A 23,906-nucleotide genomic window follows, 5' to 3' on the forward strand; every position below is an offset into this window, starting at 1 on the left:
CCCTATGAACATCCTGCACATCGATTCCAGCGCCAGTGCCCATGACGCTTCCCATTCGCGCCGCCTGTCGGCGGAGATCGTCGAACGCCTGAAGGCCGCGAACCCCGATGCCGACGTGACCTATCGCGACGTGGCCGAGGCCCGCCCGCCCCATGTTGACACCACCATCCGCGAGGCGTGGTCCGAGGACGCGGGCGCGCATCTCAAGGATCTTGCCGAGCGCTCCCGCGTGATGGTCGAGGAGTTGAAGGCGGCCGACGTCGTCGTGATCGGGTCGCCGATGTACAACTTCACGGTGCCCTCGACGCTCAAGGCGTGGATCGACCACGTCGCCATCGCGAACCAGACCTTCCGCTACACCGCGAACGGCCCCGAGGGCCTGCTGGACGGACGCGCTTATCTCGCGCTGTCCTCCGGCGGCGTCTATTCGGAAGGCCCCGCCGCCTCGGCCGACCATCTCGACACCTATCTGCGCACGGTGCTTGGCTTCATGGGCATCACCGAAGTCGAGACCGTCCGCGCCGAGGGCACCGCCCTCGCGCCGGATGCCGGACAGAAGGCCATGGAGAGGGCGCACCTGAGGATCGACGCCCTCTTCGCCTGACCGGCCACCAAGCGTCCGCGCCGCGCCCTCGGCCCCCACGATGAGGAGACCCCATGGCCGCCCTCGGCGACACCCCCCACCGCTACGGCCCGGTGAGCCGTGCCCTCCACTGGGGCATGGCGATCCTCTTCGCCGCGCAGTTCCTGTCGGCCGCCGCCCGCTGGGCGCTGCCGCGCGGCGACGCATGGCGGGACCTGTTCTGGAGCTACCACGTCGACCTCGGCTCGATCCTCTTCATGCTGGTGGTGATCCGCGGCGCGTGGGGGCTGGCGAACCTGACCCGCCGCCCGCCGCACGAGGGCCTCATGGGCCGTGCTGCGGCGGCGGGTCACGCGGCGATCTACGCCCTGATGATCGTCGTGCCCGGCGCGCGCCTCGTGGCCAGCGCCGGCTCGACGCGCGGCCTGGAGGTCCTCGGCCTCACCGTCTTCCCCCCGCGCGACACCGAGATCGCCTGGATGACCGCCGTGGGGGAGTGGCACGGCGAGATGGGCTGGATCCTCGCCGCGCTGATCGCGGGCCATGTCGCCTTCGCCCTCGGATGGCACCGGATCATCCGCCGCGACGGCGTCTACGAGCGGATGACGGCTCGGGGCGGGGCGGCGGCTGAGGGGGGAGGACGCCCATGACCTAACGTTGTCCGCAGACCGACGATCCAAGGGACGCACACCGCACCACCGAACTCTTGAAAGGACACACCATGACGACACGCAGAACCTTCCTCGGCAGCGCCGCCACGGCCGTTGGCACAATCTCGTTCGCCGGAGGCGCGCTGGCGCAGACCGCCGGCACGACCGGGGAGGCCGCCGCGCCGCCTGTCGCGCCCACCTCCGCCTACGGCGCCTCGACAGCCAACGCGCCCATCGACGTGGTCAGCCTGCCGCGCCTGCGGGAGCCCTTCCGCGAGGCCGTGCCGCGCCCCGGCTACGTCTTCGTCACCGGCGCCAAGGGCGACGAGTGGACGCTCGCGGAGAACCTGCGCGCGATGCCGCGCGGCGTTCGAGGAGGAGTTTCCCGAGGCGCCCGAGAACTGGGAGGACATCCTCCCCCTGCTCGACGAAGTCGTCACGCGGGCGCGCGTCTACGAGGTCAACAGCAGCTCCGGCGAGAAGCTCGACTATCCCGACGTCAAGGATCTGCAGAACGACCAAGTGACGGCGATCGCCGTGGGCGGCTACTCCCTGTCCCGCGGCCTCACCCTCGAGGGCCTGACGGTCAGCTACTTCCTGCGCAACTCGAAGGCCTACGACACGCTCCTGCAAATGGCGCGCTGGTTCGGCTACCGCCCCCGCTACGAGGACCTCTGCCGGCTCTGGATCAAGGACGAGTCCGCGGAATGGTACGCCCACATCGCGGAGGCGAGCGAGGACCTCCGACAAGACCTCGCGGACATGGCCGCCAACGATGCCACGCCCCGGGACTTCGGCCTGCGGGTGCGCAGCCATCCTTCCGCCCTCGAAATCACCGCACGGAACAAGGCGGGGAAGGGCGAGGTCGTCAGCGTCGAAATCGGACTCCAGAAGACCCGGTTGGAGACCACGATCCTTCACGACAACGGCCCGGGCGGGGAGGCGGACCGGAACCGCGAGGCGGTGATCGCGCTGCATCGACGGCTTGAGGCCGCGAGGCTGCCAGCACAGCAGGATAAGGCGAGCCGGGTCTATGCCGACGTGCCCTCCTCGATGGTGAAGGAATTCCTGGGGAACTACCGCCCCCATGGGGACGATGCTGGGATCCAAGTCGATCCGATCCTCCGGTACATCGACGAGCGGGAGGACGAGAACCTAGGTCACTGGGATGTCGCGTTCGTCGGGAATAGCGACTCCGGTGCCTTGGACGACACTTGGGATGCGCTCGGCTATCCTCTTCCGATGCAACGTCGGACCCCGCACTCGCGCGAAGGCGGCCGAGTCGAGGCGACGAGTCGGCGCTTTTCCTCTCGCGGGGTTGTGAAGCTCGGAATGAGCGCGGAACAGATTGGAGAGGTGGAAGCAGAGGCTAGGCGAGCCCGCAGCGATGGAAGCGACCCAACATTTCCGACGCCCCGTATCTGGCGGGCAGAACGAGGCCGCTTCTCGTCATCCACGCCATCCGGCTTCTCGAACGGGTCCCCGGCGGAGAAGACACTGAGCGCGTGCCCGTCTCCGGGGATCCATTGATTGCGTGGACCATCGGCTTCCCATCATCCGAGCGACCCGAGAAGACGGTGACTTACCGGGTTAATACCACTTGGTGGCGCCAGAACCGAGACGAGGTCGACGAGGAGGTGGCCGAGGAGCTGGATCGAGATGGATGAGGACCCGTGGGCGGGGCTTGAGCGCTCCCCCTCTGACCAAGCCTTCAGAGGACACTTAATCTCCGCGGCTCGGCCATGGGAACTGTTCCGCGCGCTCTCCCCCGCCGGGAACCGCGTTCTGTTCATGGTCCATGACGCGCGTTCAAGTCCCTCGGGCCGGTTGCCAGCGATCGCGGGGATCGCCCTTTCGATCCGCGAGCGCTTGCACGACGGCAAGCGGATCCTTGCCCTGAGACTGGAGGAGGGCGAATACGCCGACATCTTCGCCAAGTTCTGCGATGACATCGCGGAGACCGTCGCTGGCGCATCCACCGAGGCGCTGGCCGTGCGGGCGATCATCGACCAGGCCGCGCGCTGGCAGGCCCTTCTAAGGGGCGCCCGCCGCGAGGTGCTGGGACCGCAGGCGCAGTTGGGCCTGATCGGCGAGCTGCGGCTCCTGCTCGACACACTCGCCCCCATGACAGGCCTTCACGCGGCGGTCGGGTCGTGGCGTGGCCCGTCGGGATACCCGAAGGACTTCGAGCTGCCGGCCACGTGCATCGAGTGCAAGGCGCGGACGGCGTCGGGAAAGGGCACCGTCCGGATTACCTCCGAGGACCAGCTCACCGATGAGCCGGGCCATTCGCTCCTGCTCCATGTCTCAACATTCGCCTGCGCCGACTCCACTGTGAGCGGCGCCGTCAACCTGCACGGTGCGGTGGCGCGCGTCCGGAAGGCCGTCGACCTGACTGCAGCCTTCGCGCGGAGCAGACTGGACGAAGGCCTCGATACCGTCGGCTATGACGGGGCCCATTCATACGATTTCTGGTGGCTTCACGTCGGAACGGCTTGGCATGAGGTCCGCGACGGCTTTCCCCGGATCGTGCCTGGCATGTATCCGGAAGGCCCCTCCGGCCTCTCTTACGATCTGTCCCTCTCTTCGATCAGGGCGCATGCCGTCTCCGACGACAGGGCGGGCCAGCTGATACGCGCGGGGGGGCGGATCGCATGACAATCGACGAGTTTCTACAGACCCTCTCCGAGGACGTGCGGCTCCGCTCCGAAGCTGAGGGCCTCTCCATGGAGGAAGCCTTCTTCGCGCGCGTGACGGACACGGTGACGGGATCGGGCGAGGTGGAGCTTCTGGAATACTTCCACCATCGCGGAAGTCCCACCTCGGGGATCCGGGTCGATGGATGGGGCGGCAACCCCGGAAGGTCCGGACAGCTGACTCTGTGCCTCGTCTCCCACTCCGACGACGTCGATGGCCCCGTCCTCACCGGCTCCGAGCTGAACGCGATCTTCAGGCGTCCCCTCAAGTTCCTTCAGAGCGCCCTGAAGGAGGACTGGCGGGACGCGCTTGAGGAGACGTCTCCCGGGTTCGAACTGGCTGATATGATTGCCGCAAAATGGCCGAAGGTTCAGAAAATCCGACTGCTGCTGCTAACGAACCGGAGGCTCAGCAGGCGGATCGACGGACGGGAAATGACGGAGTTCCGCGACCGGCCCGTGGCCTACAGCGTGTGGGACGCCACGCGCCTGCACAAACTGGAGGCATCCTCGCTGGCCCGCGAGGACATCGTCGTCAATCTCGACGAACACGGAGGGGCCATCCCGATCCTTCCCGCCCACATGCCGGGATCGCCCTATGAGGCCTACCTGTCCGTGTTCCCCGGTGCGGTGCTCGCCTCCATCTACGATCGTTGGGCGGCCCGTCTGCTGGAGAGCAACGTCCGTGTGTTCCTCCAGGCAAGAGGCAACGTGAATAAGGGCATTCGTAGGACCATCGAGGAGGAGCCCAAGATGTTCTTCGCCTACAACAACGGGATCACGGCGACGGCGGAAGCCATCGAGATCGAGGAACGGGACGGCCTCACCGTGATGACGCGAATTCGAAACCTGCAGATCGTGAACGGGGGGCAGACGACGGCCTCCATCCATGCCGCCCTCCGCGCGAAGAAGGACCTCTCCGGCACCTTCGTGCAGGCGAAGCTGTCCGTGGTCGACGGGGAGCAGGCCGAGCGCATCGTCCCCGACATCTCGCGCTATGCGAACAGCCAGAACCGCATCGCCGCCGCCGATTTCTTCTCGAACCACTCATTCCACGTGCGGATGGAGGAGATCTCGCGCCGTATCTATGCACCCGCTCGCGAGGGTGCCTTCACACAGAGCAGGTGGTTCTACGAGCGGGCACGGGGACAGTTCGCGGACCGCCGCTCCGGACTGACCGCGGCCGAGACCAAGAAGTTCGACCTCGAGCATCCTCGCGCGCAGGTCTTCACCAAGACAGACCTCGCCAAGGCCGAGATGACATGACGCCGACAGCCCGATGTCGTCAGCAAAGGTGCGCAGAAGAACTTCGCCTTCTTCGCGAATGCCGTCGGACGCGAATGGGACAAGTCAGATGTCGGCTTTAATGAGGAGTGGTTCCGCGACGCCGTCGCCAAGCTGATCGTCTTCCGGCGGATGGAACGGATCGTCTCCGACGGCGCCGGTCGCTGGTACACTGGTGGCCTGCGGGCGAATACGGTCTGCTACGCGATCTCCAAGTTCGTGGATGACCTAGAGACGGACGGACGCGCGCTGGACCTCCGTGCGATCTGGACGGCTCAGGACATCCCTGACGAACTGACGGAGGTGCTGGATGTCTACGGCGAGGTCCTGCACCTGCACCTGCTGGATCCGCAGGGCGGGTCGAACCCGACGGAGTGGGCGAAGAAGCGCGCCTGCTGGGCCGCGGCAGCGGGATTGAAGGTCGAGCACTCTGTGGATCTGTCGAGTCTGCTGATCGACGTCGGGGAGAAGCGGGTCCGCAAGGCCGAGGGTCGAAGGGACCAGAAAATGGTGGACGGCATCGAGGCGCAGACCGCGACGGTCGAGCTCGGCGCCGATGAGTGGACACGCCTGCGCGACTGGATCTCCGAAACCGGCATGAAAGTCTCTCCGGCGGAGGCAGGCATCCTGGAGTTGGCTGAGCGGATCCGCGTGAAGCCACTGTCGGAGGCCCAGGCACGCCGCGCGATGGATGTGCGCGTCCGCGCCTTGTCAGCCGGTTACTTTTCCGGTGCCTAAATGACGGCTGCCCTTGCAACAGCTCCAGTCCTTTACCGACCGTTTTCGGACACCGTTAGGACCTCGCTTTGCGCTCATGTCGCACCCGCAGCGAACGACCGCTTCCCGCCCTCCTTAACGGGTAACGTCCACATCTTACGGAGGGTGCTGCCTCGCCGCCCATGGTCCGGTCCGCCCGCATGCATCTGGTCAACTACTCAAGCGGCTGATCGGACTTCGCAGTCTGGACCTCCGGGCATGCTCAGCGAGAGCAGTGGCCCGTGGGTGTCACCTCTGAACGCTGAGCGGGCACTACAGTGGCCAGGGGTCTCTCATCGCCGGCCATGAAACATGGTCGAAATCACCAAAACGGGCCATGGTCATCTTCGCTGTCAAGAATGGTCAGAAACCTGGCGGTGATAGCCAACCTGCGTAGCAGATCACAGCGGGAGTGTGGTGAGCCGTCCGGGACTCGAACCCGGGACCTACTGATTAAAAGTCAGTTGCTCTAACCAACTGAGCTAACGGCCCGTCGGCGGCCCTATCCTCGTGGTCGCCGGCGGTCAAGCGCGCGCCGCGCGTTAATCGCTCGTTCAGCCTCGGCGGCTAGGGTGCGGGCATGAACGCGCGACCCGCCCCACCCCAGCCGCCGGAGGACGATCCGCCCGCGTCCATCGAAGCCCTCCTCGCGCGCGAGCGGCGGGGCCGGCTGAACGCCGAGCGACGTCTCGTCGCGAAGGAGGCCGAGCTGCTCGACGCGAATCGCCGCCTCGACGCGCGCGCCTCCTCCCTGCGGGCGCGGACGATCCAGGTCGAGGCTCGTGCCGAGGCTGCCGAGAAAGGGCGCGCCGCCGCCGACGGCCGCGCCGCCACGTCCGAGCGCCTCCTCTGGGACGCGCTCGAGGCGATCCATGACGGGTTCGCGCTCTACGATCCAGGCGGGGATATGATCGCCGCGAACCGGGCCTTCCTGCGCCCCTTCGCCGGCCTGGGCGAGGTGGGGCCGGGCATCGCCTACGACCGCCTGCTGGTCCTGATGTGCGAAGAGGGGCTGATCGAGCTGGGCGACATGGGCGCATCGGACTGGATCGACATGATGCGGCACCGCCTGACCCGGAACCCGATCCCGGACCAGTCGCTAAGGCTCTTCGACGGCACGGAGGTGCGGCTCGTCGACCGCCGGACCGGGGACGGAAACGTCGTCTCCATCGCGCTCGACGTCGCCGCCGCCAGCCGTCGCGAGGCCGAGCTGGCGGAGGCCCGCCGCGCCGCGGAGAGCGCGAGCGCCGCGAAGTCCGCCTTCCTCGCCGCCATGAGCCACGAGCTGCGGACCCCCCTCAACGGCGTGGTCGGCACCGCCGATCTCCTGGCGGAGACCGCGCTGGACGAGGATCAGCGCTTCCTGGCGGACACTATCCGATCGTCGGGGGAAGCGCTCCTCGAGATGGTCGACGACGTGCTCGACTTCAGCCGGATCGAGGCGGGCCGCCTGGAGTTGCGCGAGGGGCCGGTGGACATGGCCCGGATCGCGCGCGACGTGGCCGAGTTGATCCGCCCCCAGATCGACGGGTCGCGGGTCCGCCTGCGCCTCGACATCGGCGAATTGCCGACGGGGCTTCGGGGCGACGGCGGGCGGATCCGGCAGATCCTGCTGAATCTCGCGGGGAACGCGGCGAAGTTCACGGAGGCCGGCAAGATCCGGATAACCGCCCGTGGCCGGGCTGCGGGCAACCGGGCCGAGCTCGTGCTCGAGGTCGCCGATACCGGGCCCGGCATCCCGGAAGCCGACCACGCCGCCGTCTTCGAGGAGTTCGCCCGCGCCACGACCGCGGGCGCGCGGTCGGTGGAAGGCTCGGGCCTCGGGCTCGCGATCACGCGCCGGCTCGTCTCCGCGATGGGGGGGCGGATCGCGTTGAGGAGCGCGCCGGGCGCCGGCTCCCGCTTCACCGTGACCCTCCCGCTCGCGCGCGGGGTTCCACCCGGGCCGGGGGACGCCGCCCGCCTGCGCGTCCTCGCCGCCGAGGACAACCGGACCAATCGCATGATCTTCGAACGTATGCTCGCCCATCTGCCGGTGGACATCGTGACGGTCGAGAACGGGCGCCGGGCGCTCGACCTCTTCGGCGAGGGGGGCTGGGACCTCGTGTTCCTCGACATCTCGATGCCGGTGATGGACGGCCGCGCCGCCGCGGCGGCCATCCGCGCGCACGAGGCGCGGCACAGCCTCGCCCGAACGCCGATCCTCGCGATGACCGCGCACGTCCTTCCCGACGAGATCGAGGCGATGCGGGCGTCCGGCATCGACGACGTCGTGTTCAAGCCCCTGCGCCGGGATGCCCTGACGAAGGTCCTCGAGGGCGCCCTGACCGCGCCCGGCGACGAGGTGGTCAGCCGGCTTCCCTGAGGATCGTCAGGAAGGCCGGGCCGAAGCGCTCGGCCCGCCGCTCGTCCATGCCCGCGATGCGCGCCAGCTCCTCGAGCGAGGTCGGGCGGCGTTCGGCCACCCGCCGCAGGACCGACGGGCCCAGCGACATGGGCCGCCCGGTGCCGTCCTCGCCCCGCGCGAGGACCAGCTGCGCCTCGGAGAGACGGTCGAACAGGTCGCCGGCCGCGCGCCCCGCCAGCGCCCGCCGGGCGGGATGCACCTCCGGCACCGCCTCCCTCGTGACGACGGCGAGGAAGGCAGCCCCGTAGCTCTCCAGCTTCTTGGCGCCCACGCCGCCGATCCGGGCCATGTCGTCCAAGGTGGCGGGCTTCGTCTCGGCAATCTCGATCAGGGTGCGGTCCGGGAAGACGACGTAGGCGGGAACGTTCATCTCCTCGGCCAGGGCGCGCCGCTTGGCCTTCAGCGCGGAGAGGAGCGGCGCGTCCTCCTCGGATACGAGCTGCTTGACCGCCGGGCGGCGCCTGCGCTCCGCCAGGGCGTCGCGGCGCAGCGTGACCCCCTCCTCGCCCTTCAGGACGGGTTTCGCCGCTTCCGTCATCACGAGGGCGCCGTGCCGCGCGGGGTCCGGCCGGGCCAGGTCCCGGCCCATCATCTGCCGGAACACACCCTGCCACTGCGCCTTCGAAAGGTCCGAGCCGATCCCGAACACGGACAGGTCGTCGTGCCCGAAGCGCCGGACCTTCTCCGTCGCCGTACCCCTCAGCACGTCGATGAGATGACCGGTGCCGAATCGCTCGTCCGTGCGGAGCATGGCGGAGAGGGCCTTGCGCACCTCCGTCGTCGCCTCCCAGAGCTCGGGCGGGTTCTCGCAGAGGTCGCAGTTGCCGCATGGCTCCGCCGCCTCGCCAAAATAGCCCAGCAGCACCTGCCGCCTGCACCCCTGCGCCTCGGCCAGGCCCAGGAGCGCGTTCAGCCGTCCGTGGTCCTGGGCCTTGCGCTCGTCCTCGGCGAGGCCCTCGTCGATCTGCTGGCGGCGAAAGCGGATGTCGTCCGGGCCGAACAGGGTCAGCGTCTCGGCGGGGGCGCCGTCGCGGCCGGCGCGGCCGATCTCCTGGTAGTAGGCCTCGATCGACTTGGGCAGGTCGGCATGGGCGACCCAGCGGATGTCGGGCTTGTCGATGCCCATGCCGAAGGCGACCGTGGCGCAGACGATCAGCCCGTCCTCGCGCTGGAAGCGCGCCTCGACCAGGCGGCGATCCTCGGCCTCCATCCCGGCGTGGTAGTGGACGGCTTCGTGCCCCGCGTCGCGCATCGCCTTCGCGAGCGTCTCGGTCCGGGCGCGGGTGCCGCAGTAGACGATCCCCGGCCGGCCGCGGCGGGCGGCGGCGAAGTCCATGATCTGCGCGCGCGGCCCGTCCTTCAGCTTGAACGCAAGGTGGATGTTCGGCCGGTCGAAGCCCCGCAGGAAGGTGCGCGGCGCCTCTCCGTCGAAGAGCTTTCGCGCGATCTCCTCGCGCGTCTCGGCATCGGCGGTGGCGGTGAAGGCGGCCAGCGGGACGCCCAGGTCGCGGCGTAGGGGGCCGATCCGCAGGTAGTCCGGCCGGAAGTCGTGCCCCCATTGCGAGACGCAGTGCGCCTCGTCCACCGCGATCAGGCCGACGCCCGCGCGCCGCAGCATCCGCTGCGCCCCCGTCGTCGCCAGCCGCTCCGGCGCGAGGTAGAGCAGCTTCAGCGTTCCCGCCTCGAGCCCGTGCCAGACCTCGGCGGTCTCCTCCTCCGTGTTGCCGGAGGTCAGCGCGCCCGCCTCGACGCCCACCGCGCGCAGGGCCCGCACCTGGTCGCGCATGAGCGCGATGAGCGGCGAGATGACGACCGTGACCCCATCCCGCATGAGGGCGGGAAGCTGGTAGCACAGCGACTTGCCCCCGCCCGTGGGCATGATGGCGAGGACGTTATCGCCCCCCGCCACGGCCTCCACGATCTCCTCCTGGCCGGGGCGGAAGGCATCGAAGCCGAAGACGTCGCGCAGAAGGGTCACGGGCGCACCTCCAGCGGCAGGCCCGCAACCATCAGCGTCACGCGGTCCGACGCGGCCGCGACGCGCTGGTTCAGCCTTCCCTGGGCGTCGCGGAAGGCGCGTCCGAGGGGCGTGGCGGGCACGATCCCCTGCCCCACCTCGTTCGACACGCAGATCACGTCCGCCCGGCAGGCCCGGAGGGCGTCCGGCAGAGCCTCGGCCCCCTCCCCCCGGCCCGCGAGGAGAAGGTTGGAGAGCCAGAGGGTCAGGCAGTCGATCACGACGGGGCGATCCTCGCGCAAGGTGGCCAGGGCTTCGGGAAGGTCGAGCGGCACTTCGAGGACCTCCCATCCGGCGCCGCGGTCCGCGCGGTGCCGGGCGATGCGGGCGGCCATCTCCGCGTCATGGGCCTGGGCGGTCGCGATCAGCACGCCGCCGCCCGCACGCGCCTCGGCCATCCGCGACTTCCCCGACCGGGCGCCGCCCAGGATCAGGGACACGGCCATCGCTCAGGCGAAGGCGGAGGCGTTGTTGATCAGGATGATCCGCAGGGCGTAGATCCCGATCAGCACGATCAGCGGCGCGAGGTCGAGGCCGCCGGTGTTCGGCAGCATCCGGCGGATCGGGGCGTAGATCGGCTCCAGCAGGGCGTTCAGCCCGCCCCAGATCTGCGCGACGAGGGGCTGGCGCAGGTTCAGCACCTGGAAGTTGATGAGCCATGACATGACGATGTGCGCGATCAGCACGAACCACACCACGTCCAGGATCAGCAGCAGGATTTGCAGCAGCGACAGCATTCGACGTCCCCCTCGGTCCCGCCTAGGGAGATAGGCGGCCAGCCGGGGGGCCGCAACGGCCCCGCTTGACCCCTCGCCGCGGCGCGGCGATGGGACCGGGATGTACCCCGTGATCCGCATGGCGAAGGAGCTCTGGAAGTTCCGTTCCGCCCCGCCCCTGGCGCTCGGCGAGGCGCACGTCTCACACCATGTCTGCTGGCCGCAGGACATCGACGTCTGGATGGAGCTGAACAACGGCCGGACGCTGACGCTCTACGATCTGGGGCGGGTGGTGCTGTTCCAGCGGATGGGCTTCCCGCGGGTGATGCGCGAGCGTCGCTGGGCGGGCACGATCCTCGGGGGCTCGACGCGCTACCGAAAGCGGGTGCGGATGGGCGACCGGATCGAGATGCGCTCCCGGATCGTGGGCTGGGACGCGCGATTCTCCTATGCCGAGCAGTCCATGCGGGTGAAGGGGGTCACGACCTCGCACGCCCTCCTCCGGATGGGGGTCACGTCGAAGGAAGGGCTCGTTCCCAGCGTGGAGGTCGAGCAGGCGCTCGGCCTCGGCCCGAGCCCCGCGCTGCCGGAATGGATCTCGGCCTGGGCCGAGGCCGACGGGGCGCGCCCCTGGCCGCCGATGGAGGGCGCGGCGACGCCGGAGGCCTGATTCGGCGCCGGCCATCTGAGAGGCGGGCGCGGGAGACGGGCGCGGGAGGGGTTCCCCCCGCGCCCTGCGGCTCATGCCCGAAGGTCGAAGCGGTCGTTGTCCATGACCTTCGCGAAGGCCTCCGCGAAGTGGCGGACGAACCGCTCGTTGCCGTCGTTCGCTCCGTAGACCTCCGAGAGCGCGCGCAGCTGCGAGTTCGACCCGAACGCGAGGTCCACCCGCGTCGCGGTCCACTTCAGCGCGTCGGAGGCGCGGTCGCGCCCCTCGAACACGCCGGGCTCGCCCTCCTTGGCGGACCACTTCGTGTCCATGTCGAGGAGGGAGACGAAGAAGTCGTTCGACAGGACGCCCGGACGGTCGGTGAAGACCCCGTGCGCCGCGTCGAAGGCGTTCACCCCCAGCACCCGCAACCCGCCCAGCAGGACGGTCATCTCGGGCGCCGTCAGGTCCAGGAGGTGCGCCCGGTCGACCAGCATCTTCTCGGCAGGGGCGGAGTAGTCGCCCCGCAGGTAGTTGCGGAACCCCTCCGCCTCGGGCTCGAGCGGCTCGAAGGAGGCGGCGTCCGTCTGCTCCTCCGTCGCGTCGCCGCGGCCGGGGTGGAACGGGACCGACACCTCGACCCCGCCGTCGCGCGCGGCCTTCTCGACGGCCGCGACGCCGCCCAGCACGATCAGGTCGGCGAGGCTGACGGTCTTGCCGCCCCTGGCGTCGAACGCGTCCTTCACCGCCTGGATCGCGGCGAGGCGGTCGCCCAGCGTCGCGGGATCGTTCACCTCCCAGTTCTTCTGGGGGGCGAGGCGGATGCGCGCGCCGTTGGCGCCGCCACGCATATCCGACTTGCGGAAGCTGGCCGCCGAGGCCCATGCCGTACGGACGAGGTCCCTCACCGAGAGGGCCTTCAGAAGCTCGCCCTTCAGCTCGGCGATGTCCCCCTCGTCGATCACGGGGCCTTCGGGCGCCGGGATCGGGTCCTGCCAGATCAGGTCCTCCTCCGGCACCTCGGGGCCGAGGTAGCGGACCTTCGGCCCCATGTCCCGATGGCACAGCTTGAACCAGGCGCGGGCGAAGGCGTCCTGGAAGGCCGCCGGGTCCGCGTGGAACCTCTCCGAGATCTTCCGGTACTCGGGGTCCACCTTCATGGCCATGTCGGCCGTGGTCATCATCGGGGGGTTGAACCTGCCTTCCACATGCGCGTCCGGAACGAGGTGATGGGCGGCCGGGTCGGTGGGCTGCCACTGCTTGGCGCCCGCGGGCGAGGTCGTCAGCTCCCACTCGTAGCCCAGGAGCATGTCGAAGTATCCGCCATCCCACCGGGTCGGGTTCGGCGTCCACGCGCCCTCGAGGCCCGAGGTGATCGTGTCCGCGCCGTGGCCCAGCCCATGCGCCGACATCCAGCCCAGGCCCTGCTCGGCGATGTCGCCGCCCTCGGGCTCGGCGCCCACGTGGCCGGGGTCGCCCGCGCCGTGGCACTTGCCGAAGGTGTGGCCCCCGGCGGTCAGGGCGACCGTCTCCTCGTCGTTCATGGCCATGCGCGCGAAGGTCTCGCGGATGTCTCGCGCCGACGCGGCTGGGTCCGGGTTCCCGTCGGGGCCCTCGGGGTTCACGTAGATCAGGCCCATCTGCACGGCCGCGAGCGGCGCCTCGAGCACCCGGTCGCCCGTGTAGCGCGAGTTCTCGCCCCCCGAGACGGCCAGCCATTCGGCCTCGCCGCCCCAGTAGATGTCCTGCTCGGGCTCGAAGATGTCGACGCGGCCCCCGCCGAAGCCGAAGGTGCGGAAGCCCATCGTCTCGAGCGCCACGTTGCCCGTCAGGATCAGGAGGTCCGCCCAGGAGAGGGAGGCGCCGTATTTCTGCTTCACCGGCCAGAGCAGCCGGCGCGCCTTGTCGAGGTTGGCGTTGTCCGGCCAGGAGTTCAGCGGCGCGAAGCGCTGCGAGCCCGAGGAGGCGCCGCCGCGGCCGTCCGCCGTGCGGTAGGTGCCGGCCGCGTGCCAGGCCATGCGGATGAAGAACGGCCCGTAATGGCCCCAGTCGGCCGGCCACCAGGGCTTCGAATCCGTCATCAGCGCGCGCAGGTCGGCCTTCACGCCCTCGTAGTCGAGGGATCGGAACGCCTCGCGGTAGTCGAAGTCGCCGTGGACCGGATCGCCCGCGGGCGGGTTCTGGTGCAGGATGCCGAGGTTCAGCTGCTCGGGCCACCAGTCGCGGTTCCCGCGCCCCCCGAACGAGGTGTGGTGCAGGACCGGGCAATGGCCCGAGGCCGGGCGGTCGTCTCCGTCCATCATGATCTGGTCTCCCGTAGTGATTTGGAATCGTTCTAACCGGCGTCGGGCGTGGTTTGAAGGCGCGTCCTGTCGCGGCGGCGTTCACTTGCCCGTTGCCAAGCCGCGCGATCCCCGCGAGCGTGGCGGCGGGGAGGACGCGGGGATGGTGAGCGCGACGACGGACGTGCCCGTGGCGGGGGACCGGCGCCGGGTCTTCGGCTGGCTGATGTTCGACTGGGCCTCGCAGCCCTTCTACACGCTCTGCCTCACCTTCGTCTTCGGCCCCTACTTCACCGCCGTCGTGGCCGGCGCCCTCCTGTCGGACGGGCTGCCCGAGGCGGCGGCCGACGCGCGCGCCCAGATCCTATGGTCCCGCGCGCAGACCTGGATCGGGGTCGCCATCGCGCTGACGGCGCCGTTCCTCGGGGCGCTGGCGGACACGTCGGGACGCAAGATGCCGTGGGTCTGGGCGTTCTCCCTGCTCTACGTCGCGGGGACGGCGGGGCTGTGGGTCATGGCGCCGGACGCCTCGGGCGTCGTGCTCGCGCTCGTGGCGTTCGGGATCGCGATGGCGGGGGCCGAGTTCACGACCATCTTCACGAACGCGATGCTGCCTTCGCTGGCCACGGGGGGGCGGGTCGGGCGCCTCTCGGGGGCGGGCTATGCGCTCGGCTATGCGGGGGGCGTGCTGGCGCTGCTGATCATGCTGGCGTTCTTCGTCGAGCAGCCGGGCGGCACCACGCTGCTGGGCAGGCCGCCCGCGCTGGGGCTGGACCCCGGGGCCCGCGAGGGGACGCGCTTCGTCGGGCCCTTCGCCGCCATCTGGTTCGCGCTCTTCATGGTGCCCTTCTTCCTCTACGTCCGGGACGACCGCGCGGACACCCGGCGCGCCAGCGTGCCGCGGGCCTGGGCGGACCTGAAGGCGATGGTCCGCTCGATCCCCGGGCGCCCATCGCTCGCGGCGTGGCTCGCGGGCTCCATGCTCTACCGCGACGCGCTCGTCGCGCTCTACGCCTTCGGCGGGGTCTACGCGACGCTCGTCCTCGACTGGGAGGTCACGCAGGTCGGCGTGTTCGGCATCCTCGGGGCCGTCGCGGCCGCGATCGCCTCCTGGGCCGGGGGGCGGCTCGACGGGGCGCTGGGGCCGAAGCCGGTGATCGTGGGGGCGGTCCTGGTGCTGACGGGGGTGGTGATCGTGCTCGTCGGCATGACGCCGGAGGCGCTGTTTGGCGTCCCGCTGGCGACGGGGCTGCCCACCACGGGCGCCGCGCGCCTTCTGTTCGGCGAGGGGATGGGAACGGCGGACGTGGTCTTCTACGTCCTCGGCGCGGCGATCGGCGGCGCGGGCGGCGTGCTGCAGGCGGCGTCGCGCACGATGATGGTGCGCCATTCCGACCCCGCGCGCGCGACGGAGGCGTTCGGCCTCTACGCACTCTCGGGCAAGGCGACGGCCTTCCTCGCGCCCCTGCTCATCGGGATCGCCACCTCGGCCACGGGATCGGCGCGGCTCGGCATCTTTCCGGTCGCGCTCCTCTTCCTTGCGGGGCTCGTCCTGCTACGCTGGGTGAGACCGGAAGGAGATCGCACATGATCCGACTGATCGGCCTCTTGATCCTCGCCGCCCTGCCCGCCCTCGCCCAGACGGAGGCGCGGGAGTTCTTCGGCCGCGTCGACGGGCCCACCGCCGGGGACGGCCGGGCCTACGGCTCCTACAGCCGCGGGTGCCTCGCCGGGGCGGCGCAGCTGCCCGAGACGGGGCCCACCTGGCAGGCCATGCGCCTCGGCCGCAACCGCAACTGGGGCCACCCGGCGCTGATCGACTTCGTGCAGGACCTGTCCCGCAGCGCGCGGCTCCTCGGGTGGAACGGCATATACGTGGGCGACCTCAGCCAGCCCAGGGGCGGGCCGATGCTGTCGGGGCACCGCTCGCATCAGATCGGCCTCGACGCCGACATATGGATGCGCCCCCCCGGCCGCCTCGACCTCTCGCCCGGCGAGCGGGAGAACATCTCCTCGATCTCCATGCGGCGGGCGGAGGGGGCCTACGTCAATGACCGGTGGACCCCGACGCACCACGCGCTGCTGCGCGCGGCGGCCTCCGACCCGCGCGTGGCGCGCATCTTCGTCTTCCCCGGCGCGAAGGTCGCGATGTGCGACGCCGAGACGGGCGATCGTTCCTATCTGCGGCGGATCAGGCCCTGGTGGGGGCACCACTACCACTTCCACGTGCGCCTGCGCTGCCCGCGCGGAGAGAGGGGCTGCGTCGACCAGGACCCGCCCCCGCCCGGCGACGGCTGCGCCGAGGCGCGGCAGTGGCAGGCGAACATCCTCAACCCCCCGCCGCCCGACCCGAACGCGCCGGCGCCGGCCCCGCGGCGGGAGCTGACGCTGGCGGACCTGCCAGGGCAATGTGCCGCGCTGGTCGGGCGCTAGCGCCGCACCCCTCCTTCTCGCGCTGCTAGCCGCCCTTCCCTGCCGGGGGGAGGGGCGCCTGGCGGGCGCGGTGCCCGTCGAGGTCGGCGGCGCATCCGGGATCGAGCTGGAGGCGCCGGGGCAGGACGCCGTCCTCCTCGGCGATCGGGGCACCCTGCACGAGCTGATGATCGAGCGGGACGCGGCGGGCGACCCCGTGGCCGCCCGCGTCCGCGCCTCGCGCCCTCTCCTCGGCCGGGACGGCGCGTCCATGGGGCGGGTGGACTCGGAGGCGCTGGCGCGGCGTGCGGACGGGCGATGGTACGTGGCATTCGAAGGCGGCCGCCCGCGGGTCTCGACATGGGCGCCGGGCGCGCGGCCGTTGGACGGTCCTTCCGCGCCGCTGACGGCGATCGACCCCGCCCCGGGCATCGCGCGGAACGAGGGCTTCGAGGCTTTGGCCGCCACGCCGGCGGGGGTTCTCGCGATCTCCGAGGGAAGCGGGGCGGACGGCCGCCATCCCGTCCGCCTCTGGACCGGCACGGGCTGGACGACCCTGCCCGCCCTGGCCGCCGCGCCCTCCGGCCTGCGCCCGACCGGGGCCGACTGGGGGCCCGACGGGCGCCTCTACCTCCTGGAGCGCCGCTTCGGGGGGCTCGGCTTCGCCGCGCGGGTTCGGCGCTTCGCGCTAGGGCCGGATGGGCTGACGGGCGGCGAGACGGTCCTCGACCTGCCCCTGGGGCTGCACGGCAACCTCGAGGGGATCGCCGCCTGGCGCGACGCGGAAGGCGCGGTCCGGCTGACCCTCGTGTCGGACGACAACTTCCTGCCGTTCCAGCGTGCGCAGATCGTCGAGTACGTCCTCGAAGGCTGAAGAGCCGGCCGCCGCGCCCGGTCCCGCGCCGTGCAACCGCGCGGTGCCGTCCGCGTTCATTCCAGGGCGGACGGCAGGCGGCGCCCCCGTCTGCGTCCGCACGGCACACGCACGAAGAGGAGGCATCCATGGCGAACGGAATCTGCGACGTATGCGGCGAGCGTCCCGCGACGGTGGAGGTGCAGGCGCGGGTGAACGGACGCCTGCGCGACGTGGAGCTGTGCGACCGCGACTACCGCCGCCTGACGGGGCGGGGCCGCGCCTCCTCGCCGCTCGAGTCGCTCTTCGGCGGCTCGCCGCTGGGGGGCGGCTCGATGTTCGACGAGTTCTTCGGGGAGGGCAGCCCCCTTCGCGGCGCCTTCGGCGGCGAGAACGGCGGCGAGACGTCCCGCCTGTCGCCCCGCCGCCCGCGCGAGAGCGTCAACGTCATGGACGTGATGAGCGAGCGCGCCAAGGAGATGCTGCAGGCCGCCGCCCGCCGCGCGCAGGAGCGGGGCACCACCCAAGTCGACACCGAGGACCTGCTGCACGCCCTGGCCGACGCCGACGTCGTGCAGGCCGTGCTGGAGCAGGTGAAGGTCGACCCCGCCGACCTGCGCCGCTGGATCGAGGAGAACGCCCCGAAGGGCGACCACAAGGCGGATGGCGACGAGATCGGCGTGACGCCGCGCCTGAAGGACGCGCTGAGCCGCGCGCTCGCCGCTTCGCGCGACATGGGCCACCGCTACGTCGGGCCAGAGCATCTGTTGATCGGCTTGGCCGAGGAGGGCGAGGGCCTCGCCTCGGAGGTGCTGCGAAAGTACGGCCTGACCCCCCAGGCGCTGCGCCAGCAGATCGCGAAGGTCGTGGGCGAGGGCGCCGAGGATGGCGCGGTCGAGCGCCCGTCTGACACGCCCGAGCTGGACAAGGTGGCGCGCGACCTCACGAAGCTTGCGGCCGACGGCAAGCTCGACCCCGTGATCGGGCGCGCGCGAGAGATCGAGACCACGATCGAGGTCCTGGCCCGCCGCAAGAAGAACAACCCCGTCCTCATCGGCGAGCCCGGCGTGGGCAAGACCGCGATCGTGGAAGGGCTGGCGCAGCGCATCCATGCCGGCGAGGTGCCCGAGACGCTTCGCGGCAAGCGGCTGGTCGAGATGAACGTCAACGCGCTCGTCGCCGGGTCGAAGTACCGTGGCGAGTTCGAGGAGCGCGTGCAGAAGGTGATGGAAGAGGCACGGGACGCCGACGACCTGATCCTGTTCATCGACGAGGTGCACACGATCGTCGGCGCGGGCGCCGGCGAGGGTGGCTTGGACGTCGCCAACACCTTCAAGCCGGCCATGGCCCGGGGCGAGCTGAACCTGATCGGCGCCACCACGCTGAACGAGTACCAGAAGCACATCGAGAAGGACGCCGCGCTCGAGCGGCGCTTCCAGCCGGTGCTGGTGCCCGAGCCCACGGTCGAGCAGGCGATCATGATCCTGCGCGGCCTGCGCGACACGTTCGAGGCCCACCACAAGGTGTCCGTCACCGACGAGGCCGTGGTCGCCGCCGCCGAGCTGTCGGACCGATACGTCACGGGCCGCTACCTGCCGGACAAGGCGATCGACCTGCTGGACCAGGCGGCCGCGCGGGTCCGCATGGCCACGACCTCGCGCCCGCCCGAGGTGCAGGAGGCCGAGGCCGAGGTGCGGCAGCTCGAACGCGAGCGGGACTACGCCCGCTCGCACCGGAACGAGGCGCGCGAGGCCGACATCGCCAAGCGGATGGAGGCTGCCGGCGCGCGGCTGGAGGAGGCCGAGGAGGCATGGCGCGCCGATCGCCGCTCGCGCTCGGACGAGGTGCGCGCCGAGGACATCGCGGACATCGTCGCCAAGCTGACCGGAATCCCCGTGAGCGAGCTGACGGCGGAGGAGCGGGAGCGGCTGACCCGCATGGAGGAGACGCTGCACGAGCGCGTCATCGGCCAGGAGGAGGCGGTGCGCGCCGTCTCGGACGCGGTGCGCCTGGCGCGCGCGGGGCTGCGCGAAGGCTCGCGCCCCATCGCGTCCTTCCTGTTCCTCGGCCCCACCGGCGTCGGCAAGACCGAGCTTGCGAAGGCGCTCGCCGCCACGGTGTTCGGCGACGAGGACGCGATGATCCGCATCGACATGTCCGAATACATGGAGAAGCACACCGTCGCGCGCCTGATCGGCGCGCCGCCGGGCTACGTGGGCTACGACGAGGGCGGGCAGCTGACCGAGCGGGTGCGGCGCAAGCCCTATTCCGTCGTCCTCCTCGACGAGATCGAGAAGGCCCATGGCGACGTGTCCAACGTGCTCCTGCAGGTCTTCGACGACGGTCGGCTCACGGACGGCAAGGGGCGGGTGATCGACTTCACCAACACGATCATCATCGCGACGTCGAACCTCGGCGCCCACCTCATCCAGGACGAGATGCGTCGCCGCGGTACGGCCGAGGCCGACGAGGCGGGGCTGAAGGACCGGCTGATGGACGTCCTGCGCGGCCATTTCCGGCCCGAGTTCCTGAACCGGATCGACGAGATCATCGTGTTCAGGTCGCTCGACCGCGGTCAGATCAGGGAGATCGTCGAGCTGCAGCTCGAGCGGGTCCGCCGAACCGCGTCGGCCCAGGGCGTGGATCTCGTCTTCGACGACCGCGCCGTGCAGCGGCTGGCCAACGAGGGCTACCGCCCCGAGTTCGGCGCCCGCGAGTTGCGCCGCCTGATCCGCTCCTCGGTGGAGACGGCCCTGGCGCGCAAGATGCTCGGCGGCGAGGTGTCGGAAGGCGACCGCGTCACCGTGTCGGTCGAGGACGGCGACTTCGCCCTCTCGGTCGAGAAGGACGACGCCACCCCGGAGCCGCCCGCCCGCGAGGACGGGAACGCGGGGAAGGCAAAGGATGCGGGGAAAGGACGATCGGGCGATGCCTCGAAAGCTGGCCCGCCCGCCGCGGAGGAAGCCGCGGGAAGGGGGGACAGGCCCTCGGGGTGACCCTTCGAGCGGCTTCCGGGCGCGGCAAGTCCCGCCCCGGCCCCCGCGGCTGGCGAAGCGGGCTGGGATCTCGCGCGTGCCAGTCATCCGGCGCCATCGGCGCGAAGGCATGCATGTCATGTCCCGCGCCGTGGAGCCGATGCGGCCGAAGCGAGCGCGGCGGCGCCCGCTTCGGCCAGGGGGTTCGACCAGGGATCAGCCGGCGCCGACTTCCACGCGGCGGGCCTGCGCCTCCTCCGCGCGGGGCAGCGTGAGCGTCAGCACGCCGTCGCGCAGCTTGGCCTCGATCCGGTCCGCGTCGATCTCGACCGGGATCCGGAATCGCCGTTCCCAGTCGCCGACGCGGTACTCGCGCAGCGCGAGGTCCATGCCCTCGGGCGCATGGTCCTCGACCTCGGCGCGGATGGTCAGCTCCCGCCGCTCGATCGACACGTCGAGCGTATCGGCCTTCGCGCCCGGCATGTCCGCGAGGATGACGAGGCCCTCGTCGGTCTCGACGATGTCGCAGCGGGGCCGGAAGGTCGGGCGCGAGCGCGTGGGCTCGCCTCCCTCGGCCTCCGCGGGCAGCTTCTCCTGCGGGCCCTCCATGCCCTCTTCCCGGTTCGCCTCGTCTTGCGTCTGATGTTCGTCCTGCATGGCGGTCTCCTTCAGCTCGCCTTGACTTCGATGCGCCGGGGCTTGTCCGCCTCCGGCCGGTGCAGCGACAGCTTGAGGACGCCGTCCGCCAAGCTCGCCTCGACCTTCTCGGGGTCGACCGCATAAGGCAGCGAGAGGGTCCGCACGAAACGGCCCGTGCCGCGCTCGCGGCGGTGCCAGGCCTTCGCGCCTTCGGGCGCGGCGTCCCGCTGGCCCTTGAGCGTGACCGTGTCGCGATGGACCGAGATCTCCAGGTCGTCGGCCGACAGGCCCGGCACCTCGGCGGTGATCGCGATGCCGTCGGGGCCCGCATGGACGTTCATCGGCGGGAACGCGCCCCCGCCCGCCGCGCCGGCGGCCGGCTGGCTCATCAGGCGGTCCATCTGGCGCGTCAGGCGCCGCATCTCGTAGAAGGGATCGGTGCTCGTCCGGAACATGGTGCCGGGCCTCCGTCATGGGTGCATGTGCATGCCGGACCGGACGCGTGCGCTACGAAGGCCCGGCGATGACGAAACGTCGCGCCGAGGGCGGGGTTCCTGCCGGCGGAGGCGCGGCGACCCGAAGGAACCGGGGGGACGACCATCCGTGGATCGACCGATGCCGCAGGGAATGGCGGGGTTTTGGTCGGAGTAGCAGGATTCGAACCTACGACCCCTGCCTCCCGAAGACAGTGCTCTACCAGGCTGAGCTATACTCCGACCGTGGCGCGGCGATAGCGCCGGGCCGGGCGCCGCGCAAGGGGTTCAGGTCCGGCGGTGCAAGGCGCCCGCGCGACCCGGCGGCCCGGCGAGGCCGCGCGGGCGCACGCCCGGACCCGCCGGGGGCGGCATGGGCCGGGCGCGGTCCATCAGCACGGAGACGCGCGGCAGCCCCGGCGTGCCGATCCGGCTGCGCGAGCGCAGGACGGGCGTGGTGGCCGAGGCGCCCCTGCTCTCCCGCAGGAGGATGTAGAGGCCCGATCCGATCACGATCCCCGCGCCGAGCAGCGTCCAGCCGTCCGGCGCCTCCGCGAAGAGGAGCGCGCCCAGCACGGTCGCCCAGACGATCTGGCTGTACTGCATGGGCGCGACGGTCGTCGCCTCGGCCCGCTTGTAGGCGGCGATCAGCGTGAGCGTCGCGCAAAAGCCCAGCCCCGCGATGCAGGCCAGCAGCGCGAGGTCCGCCCCCGCCACGGGCCTGTAGACGAAAGGCATGACCGAGCCCGCGATCACGAAGTTCGCCGCCAGCGGGTAGAGCATCAGGACGACCGGCCGCTCCTCGCGGCCGATCTTGCGAACGATCACCGAAGCCAGCGCCCCGCCGAACGCCGCCCCGAGCGCCGCGAGGTGGCCGAGGCCCAGCGGGATCGCCCCCGGGCGCAGCACCACCATCACCCCCGCGAGGCCCACGAGGATGGCGATCGAGCGGCGCAGGCGCACCCGCTCGCCCAGGAGGGGGATGGAGAGGACCGTGATGATGAGGGGCGCGGCGAAGAGGATCGCGTAGACCTGCGCGAGCGGCAGCGCGCCGAAGGCGTGGAAGGTGCACAGGCCCGTCAGCGTCGTCGCGGCCGTGCGCACCGCCACCCATCCCGGATGGCGCGGCCGCAAGGTCCCCGGCTCGCCGTCCCGCATCAGGAGGAAGGTCGCCAGCGGAAAGGAGAGGAGGACCGCGAAGAAGAGGATCTGGAAGGTGTCGTAGCGCCCGCCCAGCGCCTTCACGACCGCGTCGTGGGCGGAGAAGAGCGCGAAGGCGAGGAGCGCGAGGAGGGCGCCGCGGGGCTGGGAGGGCATGGGACGGGGATCGCAAGGAGGAGGGGGCCGCCCCCGCCCTGCGCCCGCCCGGGCCGCCGGTCAAGCCGTCCCGGAGAGCTTCCCCACGATGGCGTCGCCCATCTGCGCGGTCGTGGCCGGGCGGCCGCCTTCCGCCTGCATCAGGTCGCCCGTGCGCACGCCGTCCGCCAGCACCGCCTCGACCGCGCGCTCGATCCGCGTCGCGGCCTCGCCCGCGTCGAAGGAGTAGCGCAGGGCCATCGCGAAGGAGAGGATGCAGGCGATCGGGTTCGCCTTCCCCTGTCCCGCGATGTCGGGCGCCGAGCCGTGCACCGGCTCGTAGAGGGCCCTGGGGCGGTCGTTCTCCCGCGGCGCGCCGAGCGAGGCGGAGGGCAGCATCCCGAGCGAGCCGGTCAGCATCGCCGCCACGTCCGAGAGCATGTCCCCGAAGAGGTTGTCGGTCAGGATCACGTCGAACTGCTTGGGCGCACGCACGATCTGCATCCCGCCCGCGTCGGCCAGCATGTGCGAGAGCTCGACGTCCTCGTAGCCGTCCCGGTGGACCTCCTCGACGACCTCGCGCCAGAGGATGCCGGCCTCCATCACGTTCGACTTCTCCATCGAGCAGACGCGGCCCTGCCGGCGGCGGGCCAGATCGAAGGCGGCCCTGGCGACGCGCGCGATCTCGGGGGCCGCGTAGCGGTGGGTGTTGATGCCGACGCGTCCGTCCCCCTCGCCCGTGACGCCGCGCGGCTCGCCGAAGTAGACGCCGGAGGTCAGCTCGCGCACGATCATCATGTCGAGGCCCGAGACCAGCTCGGGCTTGAGGGAGGAGAAGTCCTTCAGCGCGTCGAAGCACTGCGCGGGGCGCAGGTTGGCGAAGAGGTCCATCTCCTTGCGCAGGCGCAGGAGCGCGCGCTCGGGCTTCAGCGAGAAGTCGAGCGCGTCGTAGCGCGGCCCGCCCACCGCGCCGAGGAGGACCGCGTCCGCCGCGAGGGCCCGCGCCATCGTCCCGTCCGTCAGGGGGGTGCCGTGCGCGTCGTAGGCGCAGCCGCCGGCCAGATCCTCCTGGACGTCGAAGCGGGGGCCGCCGTTCGCGCCGGTCCACTCGATGACCTTGCGGACCTCGGCCATGACCTCGGGGCCGATGCCGTCGCCGGGCAGGATCAGGAGGGTGGGATCGGACATCGCGTCGCTCCGGCTGGGAAGGGTCCGGGC

General features: G+C 71.0%; 19 protein-coding genes, 2 tRNA genes and 1 pseudogene. 12 read left to right on the top strand and 10 right to left on the bottom strand.

Annotated features, from left to right (window positions below; translation table 11 throughout):
• The first annotated feature begins 4 nt into the window (after positions 1–4).
• The 6 genes and pseudogenes from BCF33_RS08240 to BCF33_RS14375 all read left to right on the top strand — a co-directional run bounded on the left by BCF33_RS08240 (position 5) and on the right by BCF33_RS14375 (position 5,951).
• Complete coding sequence (locus BCF33_RS08240) at positions 5–604, top strand: FMN-dependent NADH-azoreductase (RefSeq protein ID WP_106160481.1); 600 nt, start codon at positions 5–7, stop codon at positions 602–604.
• Positions 605–657: 53 nt separating this feature from the next.
• A complete protein-coding gene (locus BCF33_RS08245) occupies positions 658–1,233 on the top strand; it encodes a cytochrome b (RefSeq protein WP_106160482.1) in 576 nt (191 codons plus the stop codon).
• A gap of 114 nt (positions 1,234–1,347) precedes the next feature.
• Positions 1,348–2,763 (top strand): Z1 domain-containing protein, encoded by a 1,416-nt coding sequence (locus tag BCF33_RS08250; protein WP_106160483.1) that lies wholly within the window; start codon positions 1,348–1,350, stop codon positions 2,761–2,763.
• Positions 2,760–2,900, top strand: coding sequence for a hypothetical protein (locus tag BCF33_RS14045; protein WP_158259386.1), 141 nt, complete (start codon positions 2,760–2,762; stop codon positions 2,898–2,900). Before BCF33_RS08250 ends, BCF33_RS14045 begins: the two co-directional genes overlap by 4 nt.
• Positions 2,893–3,891, top strand: a complete 999-nt coding sequence (locus BCF33_RS08255) for a PD-(D/E)XK motif protein (protein WP_106160484.1) — start codon at positions 2,893–2,895, stop codon at positions 3,889–3,891. Before BCF33_RS14045 ends, BCF33_RS08255 begins: the two co-directional genes overlap by 8 nt.
• A 68-nt stretch (positions 3,892–3,959) precedes the next feature.
• A pseudogene (locus BCF33_RS14375) lies at positions 3,960–5,951 on the top strand (AIPR family protein).
• A 433-nt stretch (positions 5,952–6,384) separates the two neighbouring features.
• On the opposite strand, the gene BCF33_RS08270 reads toward BCF33_RS14375, so the two are convergent.
• Positions 6,385–6,461, bottom strand: a tRNA-Lys gene (locus BCF33_RS08270).
• Positions 6,462–6,549: 88 nt separating this feature from the next.
• On the opposite strand from BCF33_RS08270, the gene BCF33_RS08275 reads away from it, so the two are divergent.
• Positions 6,550–8,334 (top strand): hybrid sensor histidine kinase/response regulator, encoded by a 1,785-nt coding sequence (locus BCF33_RS08275; RefSeq protein ID WP_106160487.1) that lies wholly within the window; start codon positions 6,550–6,552, stop codon positions 8,332–8,334.
• On the opposite strand, the gene recQ is transcribed toward BCF33_RS08275, so the two are convergent.
• From recQ to BCF33_RS08285, 3 genes are read right to left on the bottom strand one after another with little or no spacing between them, the layout of a single operon-like run.
• Positions 8,318–10,354 carry a DNA helicase RecQ gene (gene recQ / locus BCF33_RS08280; RefSeq protein ID WP_245883779.1) on the bottom strand — a complete coding sequence of 679 codons (2,037 nt, stop codon included), beginning with the start codon at positions 10,352–10,354 and terminating at the stop codon, positions 8,318–8,320. The genes BCF33_RS08275 and recQ overlap by 17 nt on opposite strands.
• On the bottom strand, positions 10,351–10,833 hold the full coding sequence (gene cobU, locus BCF33_RS14380) for a bifunctional adenosylcobinamide kinase/adenosylcobinamide-phosphate guanylyltransferase (RefSeq protein WP_425432762.1): 483 nt from the start codon (positions 10,831–10,833) through the stop codon (positions 10,351–10,353). Before cobU ends, recQ begins: the two co-directional genes overlap by 4 nt.
• Before the next feature lie 9 nt (positions 10,834–10,842).
• Positions 10,843–11,130, bottom strand: a complete 288-nt coding sequence (locus BCF33_RS08285; protein WP_106160489.1) for a YggT family protein — start codon at positions 11,128–11,130, stop codon at positions 10,843–10,845.
• Between the two features lie 100 nt (positions 11,131–11,230).
• On the opposite strand from BCF33_RS08285, the gene BCF33_RS08290 reads away from it, so the two are divergent.
• Positions 11,231–11,779, top strand: a complete 549-nt coding sequence (locus BCF33_RS08290) for an acyl-CoA thioesterase (RefSeq protein ID WP_106160490.1) — start codon at positions 11,231–11,233, stop codon at positions 11,777–11,779.
• A 71-nt stretch (positions 11,780–11,850) separates the two neighbouring features.
• On the opposite strand, the gene katG is transcribed toward BCF33_RS08290, so the two are convergent.
• Positions 11,851–14,058 (bottom strand): catalase/peroxidase HPI, encoded by a 2,208-nt coding sequence (gene katG, locus BCF33_RS08295; protein ID WP_106161484.1) that lies wholly within the window; start codon positions 14,056–14,058, stop codon positions 11,851–11,853.
• 172 nt (positions 14,059–14,230) lie between these two features.
• Between katG and BCF33_RS08300 the strand changes: the two genes are divergently transcribed.
• From BCF33_RS08300 to BCF33_RS08315, 4 genes are all read left to right on the top strand, one after another.
• Positions 14,231–15,631, top strand: coding sequence for an MFS transporter (locus BCF33_RS08300; protein WP_170073295.1), 1,401 nt, complete (start codon positions 14,231–14,233; stop codon positions 15,629–15,631).
• Positions 15,628–16,473, top strand: a complete 846-nt coding sequence (gene mepA / locus BCF33_RS08305) for a penicillin-insensitive murein endopeptidase (protein ID WP_106160492.1) — start codon at positions 15,628–15,630, stop codon at positions 16,471–16,473. Before BCF33_RS08300 ends, mepA begins: the two co-directional genes overlap by 4 nt.
• Before the next feature lie 70 nt (positions 16,474–16,543).
• Positions 16,544–17,326, top strand: coding sequence for an esterase-like activity of phytase family protein (locus BCF33_RS08310; protein WP_158259387.1), 783 nt, complete (start codon positions 16,544–16,546; stop codon positions 17,324–17,326).
• 128 nt (positions 17,327–17,454) lie between these two features.
• Positions 17,455–20,301 carry an ATP-dependent Clp protease ATP-binding subunit gene (locus BCF33_RS08315; RefSeq protein ID WP_106160494.1) on the top strand — a complete coding sequence of 949 codons (2,847 nt, stop codon included), beginning with the start codon at positions 17,455–17,457 and terminating at the stop codon, positions 20,299–20,301.
• Between the two features lie 195 nt (positions 20,302–20,496).
• On the opposite strand, the gene BCF33_RS08320 is transcribed toward BCF33_RS08315, so the two are convergent.
• From BCF33_RS08320 to leuB, 5 genes are all read right to left on the bottom strand, one after another.
• Positions 20,497–20,937, bottom strand: coding sequence for an Hsp20/alpha crystallin family protein (locus BCF33_RS08320; protein WP_106160495.1), 441 nt, complete (start codon positions 20,935–20,937; stop codon positions 20,497–20,499).
• 11 nt (positions 20,938–20,948) lie between these two features.
• Complete coding sequence (locus BCF33_RS08325) at positions 20,949–21,374, bottom strand: Hsp20/alpha crystallin family protein (RefSeq protein ID WP_106160496.1); 426 nt, start codon at positions 21,372–21,374, stop codon at positions 20,949–20,951.
• Positions 21,375–21,558: 184 nt separating this feature from the next.
• A tRNA-Pro gene (locus BCF33_RS08330) sits at positions 21,559–21,635 on the bottom strand.
• Between the two features lie 45 nt (positions 21,636–21,680).
• Positions 21,681–22,709, bottom strand: coding sequence for a DMT family transporter (locus BCF33_RS08335; protein WP_106160497.1), 1,029 nt, complete (start codon positions 22,707–22,709; stop codon positions 21,681–21,683).
• Positions 22,710–22,769: 60 nt separating this feature from the next.
• Positions 22,770–23,876, bottom strand: a complete 1,107-nt coding sequence (leuB, locus tag BCF33_RS08340) for a 3-isopropylmalate dehydrogenase (protein WP_106160498.1) — start codon at positions 23,874–23,876, stop codon at positions 22,770–22,772.
• Between the last annotated feature and the right edge of the window lie 30 nt (positions 23,877–23,906).

Origin of the sequence: Hasllibacter halocynthiae (assembly GCF_003003095.1) — a bacterium.
Taxonomy (GTDB): Bacteria; Pseudomonadota; Alphaproteobacteria; order Rhodobacterales; family Rhodobacteraceae; genus Hasllibacter; species Hasllibacter halocynthiae.